Genomic DNA, 22519 nt, shown 5'->3' with positions numbered 1-22519 from the left:
GGAAAAGGAGCAAAAAAGGATTTTAAAGGTATAAAAAAAGGAGCCTCATAAGCTCCTCTTATGGTATTTTCAATGTTAATTTTTATCCTATTTGATCTAAAATAATGAGTGTCAGCATCTCTTTTAGATCGCGGCCCATGGCGGCAATTTGTTGCGGAATAAAGCTTGTGGCTGTCATTCCCGGTGTTGTGTTCACCTCCAAAAAGTGGAATATACCATCTTTTAAAATGAAGTCGACACGTACAATACCGCGGCAATTACACAGGTCATAAACCTTTGAGGCCAATTGCTGAATGTCGTTTGTCAATTCGGGTGAGATACGGGCCGGGGTAATCTCCTCAGTCATTCCAGCCGTATATTTGGCTTCAAAATCGAAAAACTCATTCTTAGGTAAAACTTCGGTAACCGGGAAAAGGATCGTTTGATCTTTCAGCTTCACCAGGCCACAGGTAAATTCTTTCCCCTCAATAAATTCTTCAACCAAAGCCTCATCACTTTCAATCCAGGCTTTTTCAATGGCCGGGACCAGCTCTTCTGCTGTTTTAACTTTGGTAACACCAAAGCTCGATCCACCGGCATTTGGTTTCACGAAAACCGGCAATGTCAGCTCCGACAACAACAGCTTATCATCAATTGGGCTTCCCTTAAGCATGCGCTTCGACTTCGCCATTGGAATATCGAAGTTGCGCAGGTAGTTACAGCAAAAGAACTTGTTAAACGTTAAGGCTGAAGAGTGAACTCCGCAAGTTGAATAAGGAACATTCAACAACTCGAAGTAACCTTGGAGGATACCATCTTCGCCAGGCGTTCCGTGTATAATAATATAAGCAAAGTCGAATTTAACAGTTTCGCCGCCAAAGCTGAAGCCGAAGTTGGACTTGTCGACATTGGCAATTTTTTGTCCGTCGAGCATAACAGACCAATACTGTCCTTTCATCTCCACCATCCATGGCTTAAACAGGTTCGTATCAATCGACTGGTACACGTTTTTACCACTTTGAACCGACACGACATATTCGGAAGAGTCACCTCCGTAAACAACTGCAATATTCTTCTTCATAACTTTATTCAAAAAAACAAAAACCAAATATCTGCAATAATTGGTTTGCTTGTCATACTTACCGTGAAAAAAAACGATAAAATTAGGATTAATGATTATTGATTAACGATTGATGATTGCCGATTAACGATTGATGATCTCAACCCGAAACTTCAATAACCGAACAAGACCGTGAATTGCACTTTCTTACTTTAACATTCCTTATTGGGTATTCGATATTTTACATTTCCAGGCCTGCGTCCTCCTTCGTTTTCCTATCAATGACAGATATAATGAGTGATGGATTGAAACCGGTGGGCAGTTCCAGTGTACAGTCCCAGTAACCCGGAACTCAAAACCCGGAACTCAAAACAAAAAATAAACGCGATACAATCGCACACCAGCGAGAGCTAGCCCATTACTTGTCCCGAACTTGCTTCGGGAGGGCTTCAACATCAATAGAAAACGCCCCTCCGGATATCACGATACCGGGAACGCGCCAATGTTTAACCGCATCGGCAAGCCTTCGGAAATAATCAATATAGAATCCCCAAGACCTTACTCGCCAACTTCCCGGTTCGAGATATAATCGCGCCATTTTTGAATGGCTTCCTGCATATCCTGAGCCAATTCCGAATCAAACAACATTTCTTCGCCTGTGACAGGATGTACAAATCCCAGAGTCTTGGCATGTAAAGCCTGACGCGGTAATATTTTGAAGCAATTATTAACAAACTGCTTGTATTTACTGAAGGTTGTTCCCCACAGCACTTTATCGCCACCGTAAGTATCGTCGTTAAACAGCGGATGGCCAAGATGTTTCATATGAACACGAATCTGGTGTGTACGTCCTGTTTCCAGCTGGCACTGCACCAGGCTAACATAGCCCAGCTCTTCGATCAACTTATAATGGGTTACAGCATGTTTACCGTAATCACCATCTTTAAAAACAGTAAAAACCTGCCGGTCTTTTAAGCTACGCCCAATATTTCCTTCAATTGTTCCTTCCGGTTCTTTCAGTCGTCCCCACACCAGAGCAACATACTGGCGTTTCGTGGTTTTATCGAAAAACTGTCGCGCCAGTTTCGTCTTCGCCAGTTCGGTTTTAGCAACAACCATTAAACCGGAAGTATTTTTATCAATTCGGTGTACCAGACCCGGACGAGGGTCGTTGGCCGAAGCAAACAACGGCAAATCTTTATAGCGCCAGGCCAAAGCATTCACCAGTGTTCCGGTATAGTTTCCATGTCCCGGATGAACAACCAGTCCCGCTGGCTTATTAATGACAATTAACTGATCATCTTCATAAACAACATCCAACGGAATATCTTCGGGGATAATCTTCAACTCGCGACGCGGAAAGTCCATTACAACACTAATCTCATCGCCCGGCTTAACCTTGTAGTTCGATTTTACCGACTTGCCATTAGCCAGAATATTCCCGGCATCGGCAGCAGCCTGAATTTTGCTGCGCGAAGCATTATCGATCCGGTTGGCAATAAACTTATCAACACGAACCTGCTTTTGCCCGGCATCAACCTGAAAATTATAGTGTTCGTAAAGAGCCGACTCCTGCCCTTCTTCTTCCTGATCGTCGTATAAATCCTCGAATTCTTCCTGCATGCTTATTTTCCTATTGAGTCTTTCTCAGTATCTAAATCGGTATCCGAGATCAACTTTGTTTCGTCCTTCGTTAACCAAAGGTCAATGGACGCCCCTTGTTCTATCTCATCGTATCGCGTATGGGTAGGCCGTTGCTTCCATACTTTTGCGGCCAGACTATCTTCCTGCGTTTGTATTGTCTCGTCGTAAATAACGGCTCCAACATTGAGGAACAAGCTGGCAATTTCGCCTTTGGCCTGCACCAGGGTTGAACCAAAAAGATTGGGCACAACAGTTTTTTCACCATTGTTGGTTTTGCCGATGGTCAAATCCACGCGCGAACCTTTATTAATCATCACACCCGGCTCAATGGGTTCCTCGTTAACCTTTTGCTCCAGCACCAGGTTCGAGAATTCTGACGGTACATAATCAATACGACCAACATTTAAACCAACTGTCTGCATAATATTTACAGCCTGCCGGAACGAAATATCGGTCAACTTCGGCATCTCAATCTGTTCCGGAGAAAGAGCACAAATCGTTAAAAAGATAGTCCTTCCTTCCTTTACATCATGACCGGCAACCGGCATCTGTCCAATTACGGCTCCTGGTTCTGCAGAATCCATATAAGTAGAATCTGCAATTTCATAGGCAAGATGCTGAGATTTCAACAATTGCTCTGCCTGATCAATTTTCATCCCACTCAAATCCGGAACGGGGAACGACTCGCCGTGATTGGTATAAATTCGAATTCCCAGCATTGTTAACATCAACAGCAATACGACCAAAACAATCGCAATGGCAATTTGAATAAAAAAAGTTCTGCTAATCAGGAAAGATTTCAGGCTCATGATAAAATCGGGTTGAATTGTTATTACCCAACAAAAATAGCTTAAAAAACAGATAACGAAAGCCGAAAATACAAAGGTTGAAACCGAATAACCGACAAAAACAGGACGTTAAAACACACAAAAAGGTAAAGAATCGTGATTCTTTACCTTTCTATGCAGTAATACGTATCGGATTTCTTAACGTTTGTGTCTTGGTTCGTCAGAAACAGTTAATTTCTTTCTACCTTTGGCGCGACGACTTTTCAATACTAAGCGGCCGCCCGGAGTAGACATTCTTTCGCGAAAACCGTGTTTGTTTTTACGCTTTCTGTTCGATGGTTGAAATGTCCTTTTCATTGGTATATTTTTTTATTTATTCTTACTCCGTTCAAATTCGGACTGCAAAAATATATCTTTTTTAATTCCTTCCAAAATATCTGCAGTTAATTTCAACTATTTTTCAACATCAAATGAATAACCTTCTTTGTTTCAAAGAATTCCTCGTCAAAAAAATTGCTTAAGTCAAAGGTCTGAACCTTCCCTTTAAAGGGATCCAACTCATCCTGAAAGTCCCCTCCTTTTAAATAGAGAATACCATTGGCAAACTCATTTTTCTGTACCGGACTTATTTTACTACGCACCAGCGACACAAACTTGGGAAAAGCAGTCACGGCACGACTCACCACAAAGTCAAATTGTCCCTTCACTTTTTCAGCCCGATGCTGCGCGGCCCGAACATTCGTCAGGCCCAACTCCTTGGCAATAGCATTGACCACCGTAATTTTCTTGGCAATGGAATCTACAAGCAGGAACTCGGTTTCAGGAAACAAAATGGCTAACGGAATGCCCGGAAATCCGCCCCCTGTACCAACATCCATAATACGGGTGCCAGGTACAAAACCGGTAACCTTCGCAATTCCAAGCGAATGTAATACATGTCGCTCATAAAGCTGGTCAATATCCTTCCGGGAAATAACATTGATTTTTTCGTTCCACTCCGAATAAAGATCTCCCAAACGGGAAAAACGCTGCTTCTGCGTTTCATCCAAATCGGGAAAGTATTTTGTAATAATATCCATGGTCGTCGTTAAAGCTCAATTTAGCGGAACGAAAAACAGAGAGCTTCGGTTGCCTTTACCCCTGATGGTCATCCATTTCGGTCGACTCAATCATTTTAAACAGCATTTCCCGGGCTCTGAATAGTTGTGCTTTGACCGTTCCGAGCGGCAAATTTAGTTCATTTGCGATTTCTTCATACGAAAACTCCCGGAAATATCTTAATTCGACCAAGGTTCGGTAGCGAGGTTTCAACCGGTGAACGATACGCCGCAGTAAAATAGCTTTTTGGATCCGGATCAATTTCTGCTCGGGATCCGGATCCACCGACTTTAGCTTAATTGGCGGATCATTATCATTTGACTCTTGCGTATTTTCAATTGATATGGTAACACCACGTCTTTTTCGCAGAAAGTCGATACAGTTATTGGAGGCTATCTTAAACAGCCAGGTACTAAACGCATAATGCGGTGAATATTGATGTAAATTCTTGAATGCCTTACCAAAAGCTTCGATCGTCAAATCCTCAGCATCGCTCTTGTTATTGACCATTTTCAGAAGCATGTAGTAAATCGCATCCTTGTATTTACTAAGCAAGCGGGCAAACGCTTTCTCCTCGCCGCGCAAGGCAGCTTCGACCAATGCGTAATCCTGCTGAGCTTTATCTGATAGATTTGGGTTTAATTCCATTTATTACGTTGAACTTGTAAATAAATTGTTGCTTGATGAAAAAGATACAAAAAAGGTCGAACAAATACGTACATTAACGAAGATAAAAAGATTTTCTTTTCCTCCAAGCGTTTTAGCAGACTTTTAATCAGTATCAGATGTACAATAAATAAGATAATTGGAATTGGTATAAACACATACCAATAATCCAAATCAGTAAACAATAAAGCAACAATCCCTCCTAACAAGGCCAAATGCGAAAACAATTCGATGCGATCCGGCCACTTCTTGGACAGCTTAAGACCATTTAGCAAGCGAATATGCTTCTGAATCAAATCATTAAATTCTGCTTTATCCGTCAAACGACTTTCCCGAAGCATGGTTTGAGGGTTCATACAAAACTTAACCGGTAGTTTTTTAACTTGATTAAATACGAGCTCCAGACCAGCATAATGAGCATTCATCCAGCCTTTGAAGCCACTATTCTGAAAATATATTTGTTTATTAAACAGTACATTAACCTGCTGAAACAAAACGGGCGAAGCACCCATTTCACTTATCGAGGCACGCCAGAAGGCATCCAAACGCTCAACACGGCATAAACGGTTAAACCGGAGCCCGGACTCCCGATAATTTACATAACTCACCAACATCTGAGTGTCGGAATCCAATTCTGAATTCAGTTTTTTCAGGTAATCGGGATCTTCCAATTCAAGTTCGGGAGAAAGGAAAAGTACCCAGTCGTGCTTAGCTGCCTTTAAGGCTAAGTTCATCGCCATCTTCTCGGAAAAGCGATTTTCCTGGCTCAGGGTCGTAAATTTTATTTGAGGGTATTTCCGAGCCAGTACCCCAAGAATAATCAGCGTCGAATCGGCAGAAAAGTCGTCTACGACAACGACTTCAAAATTGGAATAATTTTGCTCAAGCAACTTCATCAGAAATTGCTCAATACGCTCCGCTTCATTCCGAATATTCAGTAAAATACTAATCGGTCTTTCCTCGGGTTCTCCAACGTTCTGGCTTTTCTTCACAATTATCCGCCGATATAAAGCAAGCTGAACGATTAAGCTTAAAGTAAAGCCTACCAAGAGAATCACATATCCGCTCCATTCATAATAAGGCCGGGCAAAAAACGTGTGTGTCATGGTCGAAATTTGATGACAAATTTAATAATCGACATGAATCCTATAGCGCTATTTTTTAAATTTAATTAACAAGAACAGGTGAAATGCATCATCTTCGGCTTTAAACTTATTATGCTATCTTTGCTGGCTCAAAAAGCATTGCATGGATTTTACGCTCAAACATACTTCTACCGGTTCCGAAGCACGTGCCGGAATCATCGAAACTGACCACGGAAGCATTGAAACTCCGATTTTCATGCCTGTTGGCACAGCCGGTTCGGTAAAAGGAATCCACAAGAGAGATTTGAAAGAAGATATTGGTGCGCAAATAATTTTGGGCAATACCTATCACCTTTACCTGCGTCCCGGGATGGATATAATTGAGCGTGCCGGCGGTCTGCACAAATTTAATGGATGGGATGGCCCTATACTAACCGACAGTGGTGGCTACCAGGTTTTTTCGTTGGGAGAAATGCGCAAACTAACAGAGGAAGGTGCAAAATTCCAATCACATATTGATGGGTCGAGACACCTGTTCACTCCGGAAAATGTTATCGATATTCAACGAAAGATTGGTGCTGACATCATCATGGCTTTTGATGAATGTACACCGGGGGATGCCGATTTCGATTACGCAAAAAAATCGCTCCAACTCACCCAGCGCTGGCTGGAGCGCTGTGTAACCCAAATGCAAAAGACACAGCCATTGTACGGCCATCCGCAATCGCTATTCCCCATTGTTCAGGGAGGGGTATACCCGGCTTTGCGAGAACAAGCAGCACGCCATGTCACAACAATACCAAGCGATGGTTATGCAATCGGGGGCTTATCTGTTGGAGAGCCGGAAGCAGATATGTATGCCATGATTGAGGTCGTCAACCCGATTTTGCCAAAAGACAAGCCACGATATTTAATGGGAGTCGGAACTCCGGTCAATATTTTGGAAGGGATCGACCGAGGCATAGACATGTTTGATTGTGTAATGCCAACGCGCAACGGACGTAACGGCATGCTTTTCACCCGGAACGGAATCATCAACATCAAAAACAGAAGATGGGCCGATGATTTTTCTCCCATAGACCCGGACGGAACATCCTATGTCGATCAGAATTACACCAAGGCATTTTTACGCCACTTAATTGTCTCTGGTGAAATGTTAGGAGCACAAATTGCCAGCCATCATAACTTAGCTTTTTATCTTTGGCTGGTAAAAGAAGCACGCCGCCAAATCCTGGCCGACACCTTCAAAAGCTGGAAAGAAGAAATGGTTGTAAAACTGGCTCAACGTTTATGAAACTGAAAACACCCGCTATCGGAATATTAGACAGGTACATCCTGGGGAAGTTCATGGCAACTTTCTTTGTATCCATCGCACTGATCATCAGTATCGCTATGGTATTCGACATATCCGAAAACCTGGACGAATTCTTATCGAAAGATATTCCTATGCACGAAATCGTGTTTAGCTACTATCTGAATTTTATTCCCTACTTTGCGAACCTGTTCAGCTCGCTGTTCAACTTTATTGCAGTCATTTTCTTTACATCGAAAATGGCCTATAACTCAGAAATTATTGCCATCCTGAGTAGCGGGGTTTCTTTTCACCGTTTAATCCGCCCGTACATGGTCGGTGCTGCGATTATTGCCCTTTTATCCTATCTTCTGGGTGACTATATTATTCCTCCGGCCAACAAACAAATGGTGGAGTTCAAAAACACCTATATCAAAAAGAAAAGACATAGCCTGGAGGCCAACATCCACCGGCAAATTACACCGGGAACCTACATCTACATGCGTAGTTATAATACCTCGAATGATGTCGGCTACAAATTCACTATTGAAAAATTCAAGGACGGCAAACTCGCTTCCAAGCTTTCAGCTGATTTCATCAAATGGGATCGCGAACGAAAAGTATGGGAAATCAATAATTATTTCATCCGTGACATCGACGGATACAATGAAAAAATTACAACCGGAACAAAGAAAGATACAACGCTAAACATGGTTCCGGCTGACTATGTAACGATGAACAATATGGCAGAGACCCTGGCCCTTCCCGATTTGAACAAAGAAATTGAATCGCTGAAACTAAGGGGAATCAACGCGATCGACTTTGAGGTTGAGAAACATAAACGCCGTGCAAACCCGTTTTCGGCATTCATATTGACACTAATTGGTGCATCACTGGCATCGCGAAAGGTAAAAGGCGGACTTGGGCTTCACTTAGGGCTGGGTATCCTCATCGCCTTTAGTTACATCATGTTTATGCAGATTGCAACCGTCTTTGCCATATCGGGATCGGTTCCTCCCTACATTGCTGTATGGATTCCGAACCTCATATTTGGTTGCTTAGCAGCCTATTTATACAAAAGGGCGATGCGCTAACCAAAATTTCAAACTCAGCATAAAATTGTTCAAAACCAAGAACACACGGAAAAGTTCACGGAAAATTCAGAATGTTTTAAAAAACAGTCTGCTCTTTGAAAAAATTATACTTTTGGAACGTAAAACTTTCAACAGAAAGACCATTATGAAGTAAAGCCTCCGAATCCTTCGGAGCTATTTTCTAATTAAAAAAAACAAATTATGTCGTTGAAACGGAATATCCTGGACCTCAGAAAACGCAAAAGCGAGGTTCTCAAGGGTGGTGGTGAAAAAGCCATTGAAAAGCAGGTGGCGATGGGTAAACTTACTGCCCGCGAAAGGATCCTTTACATCCTGGATGAGGGCTCATTCCACGAATATGATATGTTCGTTGAGCATGTAGCCCGCGACTTCGATATGGACAAAATGAAGTTACATGGTGACGGGGTAATTATCGGTACCGGAACAATCAACGGTTCACCGGTTTGTATCTTCGCACAAGACTTTACCGTTGCTGGTGGATCTTTAGGTTTAATGCACGCCCGCAAGATCACCAAAATTATGGACCACTCATTAAAAATGCGTGTTCCTCTGATCGGAATTAATGACTCGGGTGGTGCCCGTATACAAGAAGGTGTAAACTCGTTAGCTGGTTATGGTGAAATTTTCTTCCGTAACACTTTAGCATCTGGTGTAATTCCTCAAATCTCTGTTATTTTAGGACCTTGCGCCGGTGGAGCAGTTTACTCTCCAGCCCTAACAGATTTCGTTTTCGTAGTTAATAACATCTCAAAAATGTTTATCACCGGTCCTGGTGTTATCAAAACGGTTTTGGGTGAAGAAATTTCAATGGAAGACTTAGGTGGTGCAAAAGTACACGCCGAGATTACCGGAAATGCTCACTTCTATGCCGAAAGCGAACAAGAATGTTTCGACCAAATCAAGAAATTGGTTTCTTACATTCCCTGGAACAACACCCAAAAAGCAGAACGTATTGCTCCGGCTGATCCGAAGTCGAAAAAGAAAATTGAAAATATCGTTCCTGCTGATCCGAAAATGCCTTACGACATTCGCGATATTATCAAATCAATTACCGATAGCTCAGAATTCTTTGAGATCATGGAAATGTTCGCTCCGAACGTTGTCATCGGTTTTGGTCGTATGGACGGTGAAACTGTAGGCTTCGTAGCGAACCAACCAAAAGTATTAGCCGGGGTATTGGATTGCGACAGCTCAGATAAAGCTGCCCGTTTCATCCGCTACTGCGACGCCTTTAACATCCCAATTATCACACTGGAAGACCTGCCGGGCTATTTGCCGGGAGCAGACCAGGAACATGCCGGCGTTATCCGTCACGGAGCAAAAATCCTTTATGCTTACAGTGAAGCTACCGTAGCTAAAATCACTGTGATCATCCGTAAAGCATACGGTGGTGGTTACATCGCAATGAATTCGCGCCACTTACGTGCCGACTTTGTATTTGCATGGCCAACTGCAGAGATTGCTGTCATGGGACCTGAAGGTGCTGCTAATATTGTATTCCGCAAGGAGATTGCAGAAGCAGAAGACCCTGAAGCAATGCGTCAATTGAAAATTCAGGAATACAAAGACAAATTTGCAAACCCGTACGTTGCAGCTTCAAGGGGCTATATCGATGAGGTTATTGAACCGGAAGATACACGTAAAGTATTGTTGCATGCATTGAAAGTAGCAGCAAACAAATCAATTTCAGGACCAAGAAAGAAACACGGTATTCCTCCGTTTTAATCAAAAACTGCAGAATCATGCAAGAAGAAAAGTACGAAACGATTATTGTACACAGTGCCGTGTACAAAACCGAACATACAACCAAATACCGGAATCGTCAGAAATGGGAAAAACCAGATGAAAACCAACTCTTTTCATTTATTCCCGGAACGATTATCGATGTGTTTGTAAAACCTGGTGACGTTTTAAAAGAAGGTGATCCATTGTTAATTCTGGAAGCAATGAAAATGCACAATGTTGTACAGATACCTTTTGATGGCAAGATTGCCAAAGTAAACGTGAAAACCGGAGACAGGATTCCGAAAGGATTTCTAATGATTGAAATCGCAGCTAAATAAAATAAAAAAGGGGCCTTTAAAGCCCCTTTTTTATTGATATGCTATTTACAAACGCTGCCTGAACACCTTATAATCCTCCGGGAACAGTTTCTCAATTCCTCGCTTTTCCGAGCGGAATAAGCCAAAAACAGCCGATCCACTACCTGACATCAACGCAAAGGCTGCCCCCTGATCATAAAGCGTCTTCTTAATTTGCTCTACCTCTGGGTAAGTTTGAAAAACATACTTCTCAAAGTGATTCAACACATTGCCTTTCCACCTGTTCACCGGAAATCCGACCAAACCTCTAAGCGATAATCTTGGTTTCTGAGGTACAATATTCTGGTAAGCCAAAGCTGTAGAAACATGTACCGGCGGCTTCACCAATACCAGGTAGTACTCATTCAACGAAAGTGGAATTTCAATCATCTTCTCTCCCCGTCCGGTTGCAAAAACGGGTTTCTCCTGCAAGAAAAACGGACAGTCACTACCCAATTGCAAAGCATAAGCCATCAACTTTTCCTGATCAATTTCAAGGTTGAAAAGTTCATTCAAAGCACGAAGCATATAAGCAGCATCCGATGATCCACCTCCGAGACCTGCTCCCGACGGGATATTCTTATGCAAATGTATATTAACATCCGGAATTTGGTAGTCATCCTTGATCAGGCGATATGCCCGCACAACCAGATTGTCCTCCGGATTTCCATCTAACTCGATTCCGGAAACAGTAAACTGAAACTCATCAGATTCAATAACCTCAAGGGTATCCTGCATCTGAATTGGATAAAAAACGGTTTCCAAATTATGAAAACCATCCGGGCGCTTTTCAGTGATCAGCAAGCCCAGGTTTATTTTGGCAATGGGATAAGTAATCATCTTTTTATTATTTCCTTACCTCAATTTTACGCAATGCAATTCATTTAGTTGACATTTTATTGATATGTTTCAATTGGAGCACATGTACAAACCAAGTTACGGTCCCCATAGGCATCGTCAATTCGTCCTACCGGAGGCCAATATTTGTTTTCCTTCAACCAGGCTAAAGGAAATGCTGCCTTTTGACGGCTGTAACTATGCTCCCACTCGTCGGAAGTTACTGAATCTGCTGTGTGAGGCGCATTTTTCAGCGGGTTATCAGCTTTGTCAGATTGACCTTCAATAATATTTTGAATCTCCTGGTAAATGCTTAAAAGTGCTTCAATAAACCGATCCAATTCTTGCTTCGACTCACTTTCGGTCGGTTCAACCATCAAAGTACCATGAACCGGGAACGACAAGGTTGGAGCATGGAAACCATAGTCCATTAAACGCTTGGCAATATCAGCTTCCGTAATGCCGCTGGTTCCTTTAAAATGACGACACTCCAGAATCATTTCATGTGCAACACGTCCCTGTTCACCGGTATATAAAATCCCGTAAGTATCTTCCAATGCTGAAGCAATATAGTTCGCATTCAGGATCGCCATTTCAGTTGCCCGAGTCAAACCATCAGCTCCTAACATTTTGATATAGCCGTAAGTAATTGGCAACACAGAAGCACTCCCCCAAGGAGCTGCCGAAACTGCTGAGATTCCAACATGACCGTTGTTCATCACAGGATGAGAAGGTAAAAAGTCGACCAAATGCTCAGCAACTGCAATCGGACCAACACCAGGACCACCTCCCCCGTGAGGGATCGCAAAGGTTTTGTGTAAATTCAAGTGACACACATCGGCACCGATACGCTTTGGATTCGTTAGGCCAACCTGCGCATTCATATTGGCACCGTCCATATATACCTGACCGCCATTCTGATGAATAATAGCACACATTTCAACAATTGAGGCCTCGAATACACCATGTGTAGACGGGTAAGTTACCATAAAGGCCGACAGCGTATCTTTATATTCTTCAGCTTTCAGGCGTAGAGCTTCAACATCAACATTCCCACGTTCATCGCAAGGGACAACAACAACCTCCATTCCGGCCATTACAGCACTCGCAGGGTTCGTCCCGTGAGCAGACGAGGGAATCAACACAACATTACGTTGATGATCTCCACGACTCAAGTGATATTGGCGAATAACCATCAAGCCGGCATATTCGCCAGCTGCACCGGAGTTGGGTTGCAAGCTCACATCAGCAAAACCGGTAATTTCGGATAAATCACGACGCAGTTCTTCCATCATCTCCTGGTATCCCCGAGCCTGATTTTTCGGCACAAACGGGTGTATCCCACCAAATTCAATCCAGCTCAATGGCAACATCTCTGTTGCAGCGTTCAACTTCATGGTACAAGATCCCAATGGAATCATAGAATGAGTCAGCGAGATATCGCGATGCTCCAGTTTCTTGATATACCGAACCATTTCCGTTTCGGAACGGTATCTTTGGAACACTTCCTGAGCCAGGAAAGATGAGGTACGTTTCAGCGTACCGGTTAATTTCTCTTCTTCAGGATAGCTATTAATCATCGGATAACGCTTATTGGCCGCCTTCGCAAATACTTCGATAATCCAGTTAATATCTTCCAGGTTCGTCGTTTCATCGATACTCAAACCAACTTCACCATTATCGAAATAGCGGAAGTTCATCTCCAACTCCAACGATAACCATTCGATATCTTCGACCTTCACATGCTTAGGCAGTGAGAACCGAATAGTATCGAAGTAATTTTCATTCTTTTGCGTATATCCCAAAGCCGTAATTTCCTTCTCCAGAAGCACTGCAATGCAATGAATACGTTCAGCAATTTGCTGAATACCTTCCGAGCCGTGGTACACCGCATAAAACCCGGCCATCGTTGCCAATAAAGCCTGAGCTGTACAGATATTAGAAGTGGCACGTTCGCGCTTAATATGTTGTTCACGTGTTTGTAAAGCCATCCGCAGAGCACGATTCCCATGTATATCCTTCGAAACACCAATGATTCGTCCCGGCAGGTTTCGTTTAAATGCATCGCGGGCTGCAAAGAAAGCAGCATGTGGTCCGCCGTACCCCATTGGAACACCAAAGCGTTGAGAGCTACCAAACACGATATCCGCACCCCATTCGCCTGGAGGAGTTAGCAAAGCCAAACTCATCAAATCGGTTGCGACAGCAACTTTAGCCTCAATCTGATGCGCTTTTTCGGTAATTTCAGCATACGAAATCACCTCTCCGTTTGCATTCGGGTATTGCAACATCACTCCAATAACATTTTCATTGAAATCGAAATCAGACACTTCGGAGATCTTCAACTCTATTCCAAGTGGAACTGCCCGCGTATGCAACACATCGAGCGTTTGTGGCCACATGTGTTTATCGACCAACACAACATTGGCACCTGCTTTGGCTTGTGCTCTGCTTCGCGAATTCAAAATCATAATCATTGCTTCGGCAGCAGCAGTAGCCTCGTCCAATAAAGAAGCATTCGCCAGTTCCATGGCTGTCATCTCACATATCATCGTTTGATAGTTCAGCAAAGCCTCCAAACGTCCTTGTGATATTTCAGCCTGGTAAGGAGTATATGAAGTATACCAAACCGGATTTTCCAATACATTACGCAGAATTACAGCAGGCGTTATCGTATCGTAATAGCCCATCCCGATGTAAGTATTGAATACTTTGTTTTTCTTCGCAAGGGCCAATATTTTTCGGAAATATTGTCGTTCGGTTAAACCATCTTCCAAGCGAAGAGGCTTCTCGAGCCGAATATTTTCAGGTACAGTTTGATTGATTAGTTCCTGAAGCGAAGACACACCTATTTGTGTCAACATTGCATCAACTTCAGATTCACGAGGCCCAATGTGACGGGCCACAAATTTATCACTTGCCATGTTTGTTGTTTTTATAAACGATAAAATGAGTGCGCCAATATTAATTCGAAGATACCGCGTAAAAAATGATTTTTACCGTATTCATCCAATATACTCCTTCCGATGCCGAATAAATATCGAGTTACGGAACAATCTCTTTTTCAGGCTTAAGTTAAAAAAGGATTGGAAGCTTTTTCGAAGCCAATACTCGTTTCCGGTCCGTGACCACTGTACACAACTGTCTCTTCCGGCAAAACCAACAACTTTTGCTGAATATTCGATATCAACTGCTCGTAACTTCCTTTAGGCAAGTCGGTTCGACCAATACTACCGTAAAACAGCACATCACCGGCCAGCATAAATTTTTGTTCCGGACTATAAATCACCAAATGCCCCGGAGCATGGCCAGGAACATGGATCAGCTGAAGCTTTGAATTTCCAAACTCAACCTGGTCACCTTCATCAATAAATGCATCGGGACCGTCAACCGGTTCTACCGGAACTCCCCACCGATCACCGGAAGCCACAAATCCTTCAACCAAAAATAAATCGTCCTGATGCGCTAAAAAGGGAATTTTATACGTTGTACGGCAATAAGTAACGCCAAAAATATGATCTAAGTGGCAGTGTGTGTTCACGAGCTTCACCGGTGTTAATTGCTTCTCTTCAATAAAATCCGACAACTCTTTTTGCTCGTAATCGAAATAGCATCCAGCATCAACAATAATGCACTCACCGGTTTCGTCGTATAACACGTATGTATTTTCCTGAAGTTGATTAAACGTAAATTTTTTAACCTGTATCATGTTTTGAATGAATTTGAGTTTCATTCACCTGCGCAAATAAAACCCGTTTAATTGATTATTTCTCTGTGCCCTTTAACATGGGAACAAACACAAATGTTCCGTGTGTTTCCTTTTTAAAATCATTTTCAGAGCTGCGTGTAATTACCGTCATCGTCTGCCGATCGGTAGGTCCCAGCGGAATAACCATCCGCCCGCCAATAACTAATTGCTGTAATAAATCCTGAGGAATAACCGGAGCACCGGCAGTCACTATAATCTTATCAAAAGGACCGTAAGTCGGGAGTCCTTTATAGCCATCTCCATAGAAAAACTTAGGAAAGTACCCCAACTCCGGAAGCAATTGTTGCACCTTCAGGAATAATTCGCGTTGCCGTTCAATGGTATAAACATTTGCCCCCAACTCGAGCAAAACCGCAGCCTGATAGCCTGATCCAGTACCAACTTCAAGCACCTTCTCGTTGGGTTGTATTTGTAGCAACCAGGATTGAAAGGCCACGGTATAGGGCTGTGATATTGTTTGTCCGGCACCAATCGGGAAAGCCTGATCTTTGTAGGCAAACTGAATAAAACCACTATCCATAAATAAATGGCGCGGCACCTTTGAAATCGCATTCAGAACTTTCTCGTCCTTTATTCCTTTAATTTTCAATCCTTCAACAAGTCGTTTTCTCAATCCCTGATGTCTCAGCGTATCCAGCGGGTTCATTGCGTTAATTTTTGGGTATAAAAATAGCTTAAATTGCGTTTTGGCTCGGCCTTCGGATTCAACATTATCAACGACGGCTGGTTGAAAAGTTGTATTCCTACCAAAGCTTTAAAATAGCTTTTTATTTCTAATTTGCGGTATGATCAAAACCGGGATTATATCGGCTGACGAAATTTGTACCCATCGGGGAACTGAACTTCAAAAATTTGAAGAATTAAAGGTTATTGGTTTTTTAGCCGGTTATAATATGCTGACTGAAAAAATGCTTCACTTTCAGGCCGAAGCATTCATTAAAGACTCCCAACTCAGCTATTTTGATCAGACGACGCCATCATTCGAACTCCTTAAACATGCTTTAAGAAACCGCAATCACTTATACTTCAACAAAATTCCCTTGCTTGATGAAAAAGAACTGAAACTTTTGAATAACCTCGCATTGGAAGCTGAAGCAAATATACAATTGGCAACGCCCCTCATTTTCAATGAAAAAAACATCATTGAGATTGAAAAAGTAAAAGCTCCGTTTCTGGCAAATATTCGCCTTTCGGCACCATTGAGCAAACTGGACGAAACAAACTTTCTACAGCTGTTACTACTCCTGGTATTGCTCGACAACGGAGACTTTCGAAAAGCCGACTTAATGACGCTCCCGGACGAAGATGGTTCAAACATACTTGAAGCGAGATTGGTTTTCCGTTCCGGCTCTGTTGCCCGGATTCTTTTGTCCAATCATTTTAGTGAAGCGGAAAATGGGATTGAATTATTCAACATGGGATCAAAGGCTATTCGAATTCAAGCCGATGCGACATCCTTTTTGCCAAGCAACGATACCGAAACAATCGCCCTGCGCAATCTCATCCAAACGATTAACAGACAACCCGCAGTTAATCTAAACCTAACTCATTTGTGCCAGGCCATCCAAATCTTCCGGAACCTGAAATCGAAGATTAATTATTCGGATGGTTTTTTCAATAAAAACAGGCACGTTGGATAATTTCTTTTTGAGATCATCGTTCTAACTTTGATCTCAAATGTTGGTTATCTTCACCACCGGAATGAATAAAACGAGAACCGTACTAACCTATCTGCTATTTGATGTTTTAGCAGCTTGCATCAGTTGGACTTTTTTTTATAGCTACCATACAAGTTTAATTGAAGAACAGGCCGCAGGAACAACAAGTAATTTTAGCTCTGAATTTTATTGGTGCCTGCTTATTCTCCCTTTTTACTGGGTGACGATTTATTACATTACCGGATATTACAATAACATTTTTCGAAAATCACGCTTGATCGAGCTCAGCCAAACCTTCTTCAACTGCCTGTTTGGAACTGTCATTCTGTTTTTCTGCTTATTGCTCGACTCTGACACAACAAACCAGCTAAGCTACTACAAGCCCTTTCTTGTCTTTCTAGGCATTCAGTTTTACATCACCTACCTTTTCCGGGTCATTCATACCAGTGCAATCACCGCCAAAATTCATCAGCGCCGCTTTGGTTTTAACACGCTAATAATTGGGGGGAACAACAAGGCTGTAGAACTGTTCAAAAACCTGACAACTCAATCGAAACCCTCAGGAAACCAATTTATAGGCTTCATAAAAATTGAAGACGAACACGAAACACCCTTGAGTGAACATTTGATCTGCCTCGGTGATATTGACAATATCCCAGGAGTTATTGAGAAATACGCTATTGAAGAAGTGATTATAACGATTGAGTCCTCCGAACATAATCAACTAAGCAAACTACTGATCCTTTTGCAACGCTTCAAACTAACCATTTGGGGAATCCCTGATTTATACGATATCCTTTCGGGTGCTCCCAAAAATGACAACCTTTACGGCGTACCGCTTTACAAAATTTCGAATGGTATCATGCCGGCATGGGCATTGAATACCAAACGGATTATTGATGTCGTATTTTCAATCCTGGCAATCCTTATTTTTGCCCCTGTTTCCATCATCATCGCTGTTGCAATAAAGCTCGACAGCAAGGGTCCGGTTTTCTATGCACAACAACGAATCGGACGTTACGGAAAATCATTCAATATCTTCAAGTTTCGGACAATGATTACAACAGCTGAGGCTGAAGGACCGAAATTATCAAGCAAGGATGATCCCCGGATCACGAAGGTTGGCCAATTTTTACGAAAAACCCATCTGGACGAGATTCCACAATTTATCAATGTCATTGTCGGAAATATGTCGATTGTTGGCCCTAGACCCGAGCGCCGTTATTTTGTCGACCAGCTAACTCAACAGGCCCCTCAATTTGGTTTACTGCAGAAAGTTCGTCCGGGAATAACCAGCTGGGGTCAAATCAAATATGGCTATGCCTCCAACCTGGAGCAAATGCTTGAGCGGATGCCCTACGACCTGGTTTATTTGAAAAATGCATCGCTCTATCTCGATTTCAAAATAATGATCTACAGCTTCATGGAGCTATTCACAGCCAAAGGGAAATAAATCAGGTTAGTTAGCAAGTTTGAAGGATTGCAATGGAATATATGTTGGTCCTTCCGGTTTCAGAATGCTCTCGTACAAAACAAACGCATTGACTTGAACTGTTTGCTTCGGAAATTGAGCCCACTTCCTGACCGCCTGAATCAAATGTGTTTTATCGGCAACTTTCTTCATACGGGCAATTGTCAGATGAGGACGAAATGACTTGTCAGCCCTGGCATATCCCTGTTCAACCAATAAAGCCTGAAGATCGCCGGCCAGCTCTCTTAGCTTATCTGCATTCGTAACATCAATAAACAACACTTGGGGTGCATGCCCTTTTTTAAAGTAGTTAAGGTCTCCCAGGTCGAAAGAAAAAGTCCGATGCTTTTTCGCAAATCCTCCTAACAGCTCTATCAGTTTCTTCTCATTTTCAGCATCAGTATCCCCCAAGAAGTGCAGTGTGATATGATAATTTTCAGACGCTACCCATCGAATATTCTCTTCGGAAAGTTCCGATTTGAGACGCCGAATCTGCGCAACTGAAGCTTCTTCCAAATATAGATCAATGGCTACAAAGATTCGTTTCATCAGATTACTCCCGCTTCAATGTAATAGATGATTTCCTCAATATTCTTATCTTCTTCAACCGGATCATATTCAGCCTTTAGATCATTACCAAACAGTTTGGCAATTCCCTGCCAAAAGAAAGCCGAAACCCCTCCCTTCAGATCCTTTATCAGCTCGTAAGAGGTATGCTGCGTTTCCCGATCGATGAGTTTGATTAAAATTCGGCCTTCCGAAATGGATAGTTTTTTCAGCTGATCTCCGTATTTGTCGAATAATTCCTTTTCGGCATCTTTCAGATATTCCTTGCGTGTTTTACGGTCAGGGTTAGCCCTGTATTTAGCATCATATTCGGCCATGAGATTAGCAGCTATTTTGGCATAAGGATACACTTTCTTCACCTTCATGGCCAATCGCCAATATTTACGCTCCAGACGTTTGCTTTTAAAATGTCGCTTAGGGAAGACCGGAATAGGCTGCAAACTGACATGCGGTATTGTATCGCCATTCTCTTTCACACCGCTCAAATAGTGAACAGTGTCCGCTTGCTGCCCAAATCCGGCCACAGCCAGGCACATTGAAAAGATGATAATACAAACGAACTCTTTCATGACTCACAACGAAGATAATGCCTTATTAATCGAAAACGAACAGTCGGCGAAAGATTCTGCGTTAAAACAAGTTATTAATCGGAATCCAACTTTAAAATAGTTTCACAGAAAGTCCGAATTACGTCAGGTTTTCATTTCAAATTACGAAGTTATAACGGATTATTTCGAGGAATTTAAATTGAAAAGATGGCGTTAGAAGGACTTTTCCTTCAATCAGGCTTTACTATCTTTGTGCTAAAATTTAGAAAGGGGTTATTTATGAATGAAAAGATGAAGGTGAATGTCACTTCCGAGTTTGGGGAACTCGAAGGAGTGATCGTTCATACTCCAGGGCTCGAGGTGGAGGAGATGACACCAGAAACAGCCAAGCGTGCACTTTACAGCGACATACTGAACCTTTCGGTTGCCACGGAGGAATACAAGCAACTGAAAGGTGTTTTAGCCAAAGTAAGCAAGGTATTCGAAGTGACCGACTTGCTATCCGAAACCTTAAAGGATGAGCAGATCAGACAGCAGCTCCTTCAAGATATTTGCACACGCGAAAATGCAATCGACATTCTACCCGACCTGCTTCAATTGAAGAACGGAGAACTGGCACGTCAACTCATTCAGGGGGTGCCAATCAAACGCAATAATCTGACCCGCTACCTAAGCCAGGAACGCTTCAGCCTTTGGCCACTACACAACTTCCTGTTTACCCGCGATGCCTCCATGTCGTTTCGCGACGAGGTGCTGATTGGGAAAATGGCCAACGCTGTTCGCGACCGCGAGTCGCTGATTATGGAAGCTATCTTCAACCACCACCCGCTGATTAAAACGAAGACGGTTAATGCAGAACGCTCCACCATCGCAGGGCGCGATGCCAACATCAAAATTGAAGGAGGCGACTTCCAGGTTGCCCGCGAGGATGTTCTGGTGATCGGTTGCGGTGTGCGGACTTCAACACAGGGAATCGATTTCATCCTCGAAAATATCAAGGCACGTAAAGAACCAATTCGCCACATTCTGGTGCAAGAGTTACCCGACCTGCCGGAATCATTCATTCACCTCGACATGGTGTTTACTTTCCTGGATCGCGATGCCTGCATGATTTACGAACCACTGATTATGGGAACAAACCGTTTCCACACGATTCACCTCCAGGTAGAAAATGGCGAGGTAACCAAAATTACCGAGCATAAAAACCTGGTGAAGGCCCTGCAAAAGTTAGGCATGGACTTAAAACCCACCCACTGTGGCGGCAAAAATGATATTTGGACTATGGAGCGCGAACAGTGGCATAGCGGTGCCAACTTCTTTGCATTTGCACCGGGACAGGTTATTGGCTACGAGCGCAACGTAAATACAGTAGAGGCCCTATATAAAAACGGCTTCGAGGTGCTTAAAGCGCAAGACATTATTGATGGAAAATCACAGATTACGCCCAATAAGAAATGCGTGATTACCATTGCCGGATCGGAACTGGCGCGCGGAGGCGGTGGCGCCCGGTGTATGACCATGCCCTTCCGCCGGAAAAACGTGAACTGGTAAACCCGAGATTTCAATACGACAGAAGATATAACAATGCGAAAACTCCGAACAAACGAACTGAACCGGTTAAACCCGGAAGAATACGAGCAAACAGGAAAGATGCCACTGGTGGTTGTTTTGGACAATGTCAGAAGCTGCAACAACATCGGGTCCTTTTTCAGAACCTCGGATGCACTGCTGGTTGATTCGATTTACCTGTGCGGTATTACGGCGACTCCACCCAATAAGGAGATTCATAAAACAGCACTGGATGCCGAAAAAACGGTCAACTGGGCGTATTTCGAACATACCGAGGAAGCCATTGCCAAACTCAAAAGCGATGGGTTTACCGTGTATGCCATCGAGCAAATAGACCGCAGCATCATGCTGCCAGAGTTCAGCCCCAAGGCCAAAGAAAAGGTGGCCCTTGTGTTTGGCAACGAGGTCAAAGGGGTTCAGCAGAAAGTAGTCGATATTTGCGACGGAGCGATTGAGATTCCCCAGTTTGGCACCAAGCATTCCTTTAATGTATCGGTTAGTGCCGGCATTGTGCTTTGGGACATCTTTAAGAAGATGAAGTATTAACCAGCCCTAGCGAACAAATACGAAAGCCTGGCGAACCGCCCGACAACGGAAGTTCACCAGGCTTTTTGGTACCCGGCTGCAGTGAACGCTTTGCTGGGTAAAGCCATCGGCTACCAGCCTTTCCACCCTCGGTTTTACAAACCATCCCCCATCAAACAGCCTTCATCCGGCACCGGATTACCTTCATCTTGTACAAGATAAACCCTATCCGACGCGGGATCATCATCATCCGATACCGGATCGTCGTCATCCGATGCAAGACAGCCTTCATCCGACACCAGATTGTCGCCATCCGATGCAAGACAGCCTTCATCCGATACCGGATCATCGCCATCCGGAGCAAGACAGCCTTCATCCGACATCGGATCGTCGTCATCCGGCGCAAGACAGCCTTCATCCGACACCGGATCGTCGTCATCTGATGCAAGACAGCCTTCATCCGACACCGGATTGACATGCCAACCCGTCTTTTCAGATTAGGGATCCGATCTTTTAGAAAGATCGGATCCCTACGGCTCTCCTCAACCGAGTTAGTTAAGCTGCTCTTGCAACGGGTTAGGTTAACAACCAGCAAGGCATAAAAAAAGCGGTCTCCAATAGAGACCGCTTTCTTTTGTATTGTGAAACGTGAATTACTTCACGATGTTTTGGAAACGAGCGTCGTTGAAATATTTTGCGAATTCCAGGTCAGTCGCAATTGTCGATTTCAATTCAGGTTTCATAGAAACCGCTTTCTCCAGGCTATCG

The 22519-nt window shown here is 43.2% G+C and carries 22 protein-coding genes; 8 read left to right on the top strand and 14 right to left on the bottom strand.

The window, feature by feature from the left end; translation table 11 throughout:
* Positions 1-82: 82 nt before the first annotated feature.
* The 7 genes from AC37HE_RS16960 to AC37HE_RS16930 form a co-directional block, all read right to left on the bottom strand.
* Positions 83-1060, bottom strand: coding sequence for a D-alanine--D-alanine ligase (locus tag AC37HE_RS16960; protein ID WP_500784301.1), 978 nt, complete (start codon positions 1058-1060; stop codon positions 83-85).
* A 537-nt stretch (positions 1061-1597) separates the two neighbouring features.
* Entirely contained in the window at positions 1598-2662 is a 1065-nt protein-coding gene (locus tag AC37HE_RS16955) for an RluA family pseudouridine synthase (protein ID WP_500784300.1), read from the bottom strand.
* Positions 2663-2664: 2 nt separating this feature from the next.
* Positions 2665-3492 carry a PASTA domain-containing protein gene (locus AC37HE_RS16950; protein ID WP_500784299.1) on the bottom strand — a complete coding sequence of 276 codons (828 nt, stop codon included), beginning with the start codon at positions 3490-3492 and terminating at the stop codon, positions 2665-2667.
* A gap of 177 nt (positions 3493-3669) precedes the next feature.
* Entirely contained in the window at positions 3670-3828 is a 159-nt protein-coding gene (rpmH, locus tag AC37HE_RS16945) for a 50S ribosomal protein L34 (RefSeq protein ID WP_107822540.1), read from the bottom strand.
* Positions 3829-3920: 92 nt separating this feature from the next.
* Complete coding sequence (rsmG, locus tag AC37HE_RS16940; RefSeq protein WP_500784298.1) at positions 3921-4550, bottom strand: 16S rRNA (guanine(527)-N(7))-methyltransferase RsmG; 630 nt, start codon at positions 4548-4550, stop codon at positions 3921-3923.
* 55 nt (positions 4551-4605) lie between these two features.
* On the bottom strand, positions 4606-5217 hold the full coding sequence (locus tag AC37HE_RS16935; RefSeq protein ID WP_500784297.1) for an RNA polymerase sigma factor: 612 nt from the start codon (positions 5215-5217) through the stop codon (positions 4606-4608).
* Positions 5208-6341 carry a glycosyltransferase family 2 protein gene (locus tag AC37HE_RS16930; protein ID WP_500784296.1) on the bottom strand — a complete coding sequence of 378 codons (1134 nt, stop codon included), beginning with the start codon at positions 6339-6341 and terminating at the stop codon, positions 5208-5210. Before AC37HE_RS16930 ends, AC37HE_RS16935 begins: the two co-directional genes overlap by 10 nt.
* 142 nt (positions 6342-6483) lie before the next feature.
* Here AC37HE_RS16930 and tgt point away from each other — a divergent pair, with 142 nt between their 5' ends.
* From tgt to AC37HE_RS16910, 4 genes are all read left to right on the top strand, one after another.
* Complete coding sequence (gene tgt, locus AC37HE_RS16925) at positions 6484-7614, top strand: tRNA guanosine(34) transglycosylase Tgt (protein WP_500784295.1); 1131 nt, start codon at positions 6484-6486, stop codon at positions 7612-7614.
* Positions 7611-8705, top strand: coding sequence for an LptF/LptG family permease (locus AC37HE_RS16920; protein ID WP_500784294.1), 1095 nt, complete (start codon positions 7611-7613; stop codon positions 8703-8705). The genes tgt and AC37HE_RS16920 overlap by 4 nt, the downstream gene beginning before the upstream one ends.
* Before the next feature lie 201 nt (positions 8706-8906).
* Positions 8907-10451 (top strand): acyl-CoA carboxylase subunit beta, encoded by a 1545-nt coding sequence (locus AC37HE_RS16915; protein WP_500784293.1) that lies wholly within the window; start codon positions 8907-8909, stop codon positions 10449-10451.
* 17 nt (positions 10452-10468) lie between these two features.
* Positions 10469-10789: a biotin/lipoyl-containing protein gene (locus AC37HE_RS16910; RefSeq protein WP_500784292.1), complete on the top strand. Its 321-nt coding sequence runs from the start codon at positions 10469-10471 to the stop codon at positions 10787-10789.
* A 45-nt stretch (positions 10790-10834) separates the two neighbouring features.
* Here the strand turns inward: AC37HE_RS16910 and ispE are convergent, their stop codons facing one another.
* From ispE to AC37HE_RS16890, 4 genes are all read right to left on the bottom strand, one after another.
* Positions 10835-11647, bottom strand: coding sequence for a 4-(cytidine 5'-diphospho)-2-C-methyl-D-erythritol kinase (gene ispE, locus AC37HE_RS16905; RefSeq protein WP_500784291.1), 813 nt, complete (start codon positions 11645-11647; stop codon positions 10835-10837).
* Between the two features lie 56 nt (positions 11648-11703).
* On the bottom strand, positions 11704-14568 hold the full coding sequence (gene gcvP, locus AC37HE_RS16900; RefSeq protein ID WP_500784290.1) for an aminomethyl-transferring glycine dehydrogenase: 2865 nt from the start codon (positions 14566-14568) through the stop codon (positions 11704-11706).
* 146 nt (positions 14569-14714) lie between these two features.
* Positions 14715-15353 carry an MBL fold metallo-hydrolase gene (locus AC37HE_RS16895; RefSeq protein ID WP_500784289.1) on the bottom strand — a complete coding sequence of 213 codons (639 nt, stop codon included), beginning with the start codon at positions 15351-15353 and terminating at the stop codon, positions 14715-14717.
* A 55-nt stretch (positions 15354-15408) separates the two neighbouring features.
* Positions 15409-16059, bottom strand: a complete 651-nt coding sequence (locus AC37HE_RS16890) for a protein-L-isoaspartate(D-aspartate) O-methyltransferase (RefSeq protein ID WP_500784288.1) — start codon at positions 16057-16059, stop codon at positions 15409-15411.
* Between the two features lie 139 nt (positions 16060-16198).
* Here AC37HE_RS16890 and AC37HE_RS16885 point away from each other — a divergent pair, with 139 nt between their 5' ends.
* Both AC37HE_RS16885 and AC37HE_RS16880 read left to right on the top strand, forming a co-directional pair.
* Positions 16199-17053 carry a hypothetical protein gene (locus AC37HE_RS16885; protein WP_500784287.1) on the top strand — a complete coding sequence of 285 codons (855 nt, stop codon included), beginning with the start codon at positions 16199-16201 and terminating at the stop codon, positions 17051-17053.
* Between the two features lie 37 nt (positions 17054-17090).
* Positions 17091-18524, top strand: coding sequence for a sugar transferase (locus AC37HE_RS16880; protein ID WP_500784286.1), 1434 nt, complete (start codon positions 17091-17093; stop codon positions 18522-18524).
* 6 nt (positions 18525-18530) lie between these two features.
* On the opposite strand, the gene thpR is transcribed toward AC37HE_RS16880, so the two are convergent.
* Complete coding sequence (thpR, locus tag AC37HE_RS16875; RefSeq protein WP_500784285.1) at positions 18531-19091, bottom strand: RNA 2',3'-cyclic phosphodiesterase; 561 nt, start codon at positions 19089-19091, stop codon at positions 18531-18533.
* Positions 19091-19678, bottom strand: a complete 588-nt coding sequence (locus AC37HE_RS16870; RefSeq protein WP_500784284.1) for a DUF4294 domain-containing protein — start codon at positions 19676-19678, stop codon at positions 19091-19093. The genes thpR and AC37HE_RS16870 overlap by 1 nt, the downstream gene beginning before the upstream one ends.
* Before the next feature lie 258 nt (positions 19679-19936).
* Here AC37HE_RS16870 and AC37HE_RS16865 point away from each other — a divergent pair, with 258 nt between their 5' ends.
* On the top strand, positions 19937-21208 hold the full coding sequence (locus tag AC37HE_RS16865; protein ID WP_500784283.1) for an arginine deiminase: 1272 nt from the start codon (positions 19937-19939) through the stop codon (positions 21206-21208).
* Between the two features lie 33 nt (positions 21209-21241).
* On the top strand, positions 21242-21772 hold the full coding sequence (locus tag AC37HE_RS16860; RefSeq protein ID WP_500784282.1) for an RNA methyltransferase: 531 nt from the start codon (positions 21242-21244) through the stop codon (positions 21770-21772).
* Positions 21773-21906: 134 nt separating this feature from the next.
* Here the strand turns inward: AC37HE_RS16860 and AC37HE_RS16855 are convergent, their stop codons facing one another.
* Positions 21907-22218: a hypothetical protein gene (locus AC37HE_RS16855; protein ID WP_500784280.1), complete on the bottom strand. Its 312-nt coding sequence runs from the start codon at positions 22216-22218 to the stop codon at positions 21907-21909.
* Between the last annotated feature and the right edge of the window lie 301 nt (positions 22219-22519).

This window comes from Mangrovibacterium sp., assembly GCF_059905295.1.
Note: the sequence above shows the minus strand (reverse complement) of the source record. Positions and strands in the feature narration are given on the sequence as shown.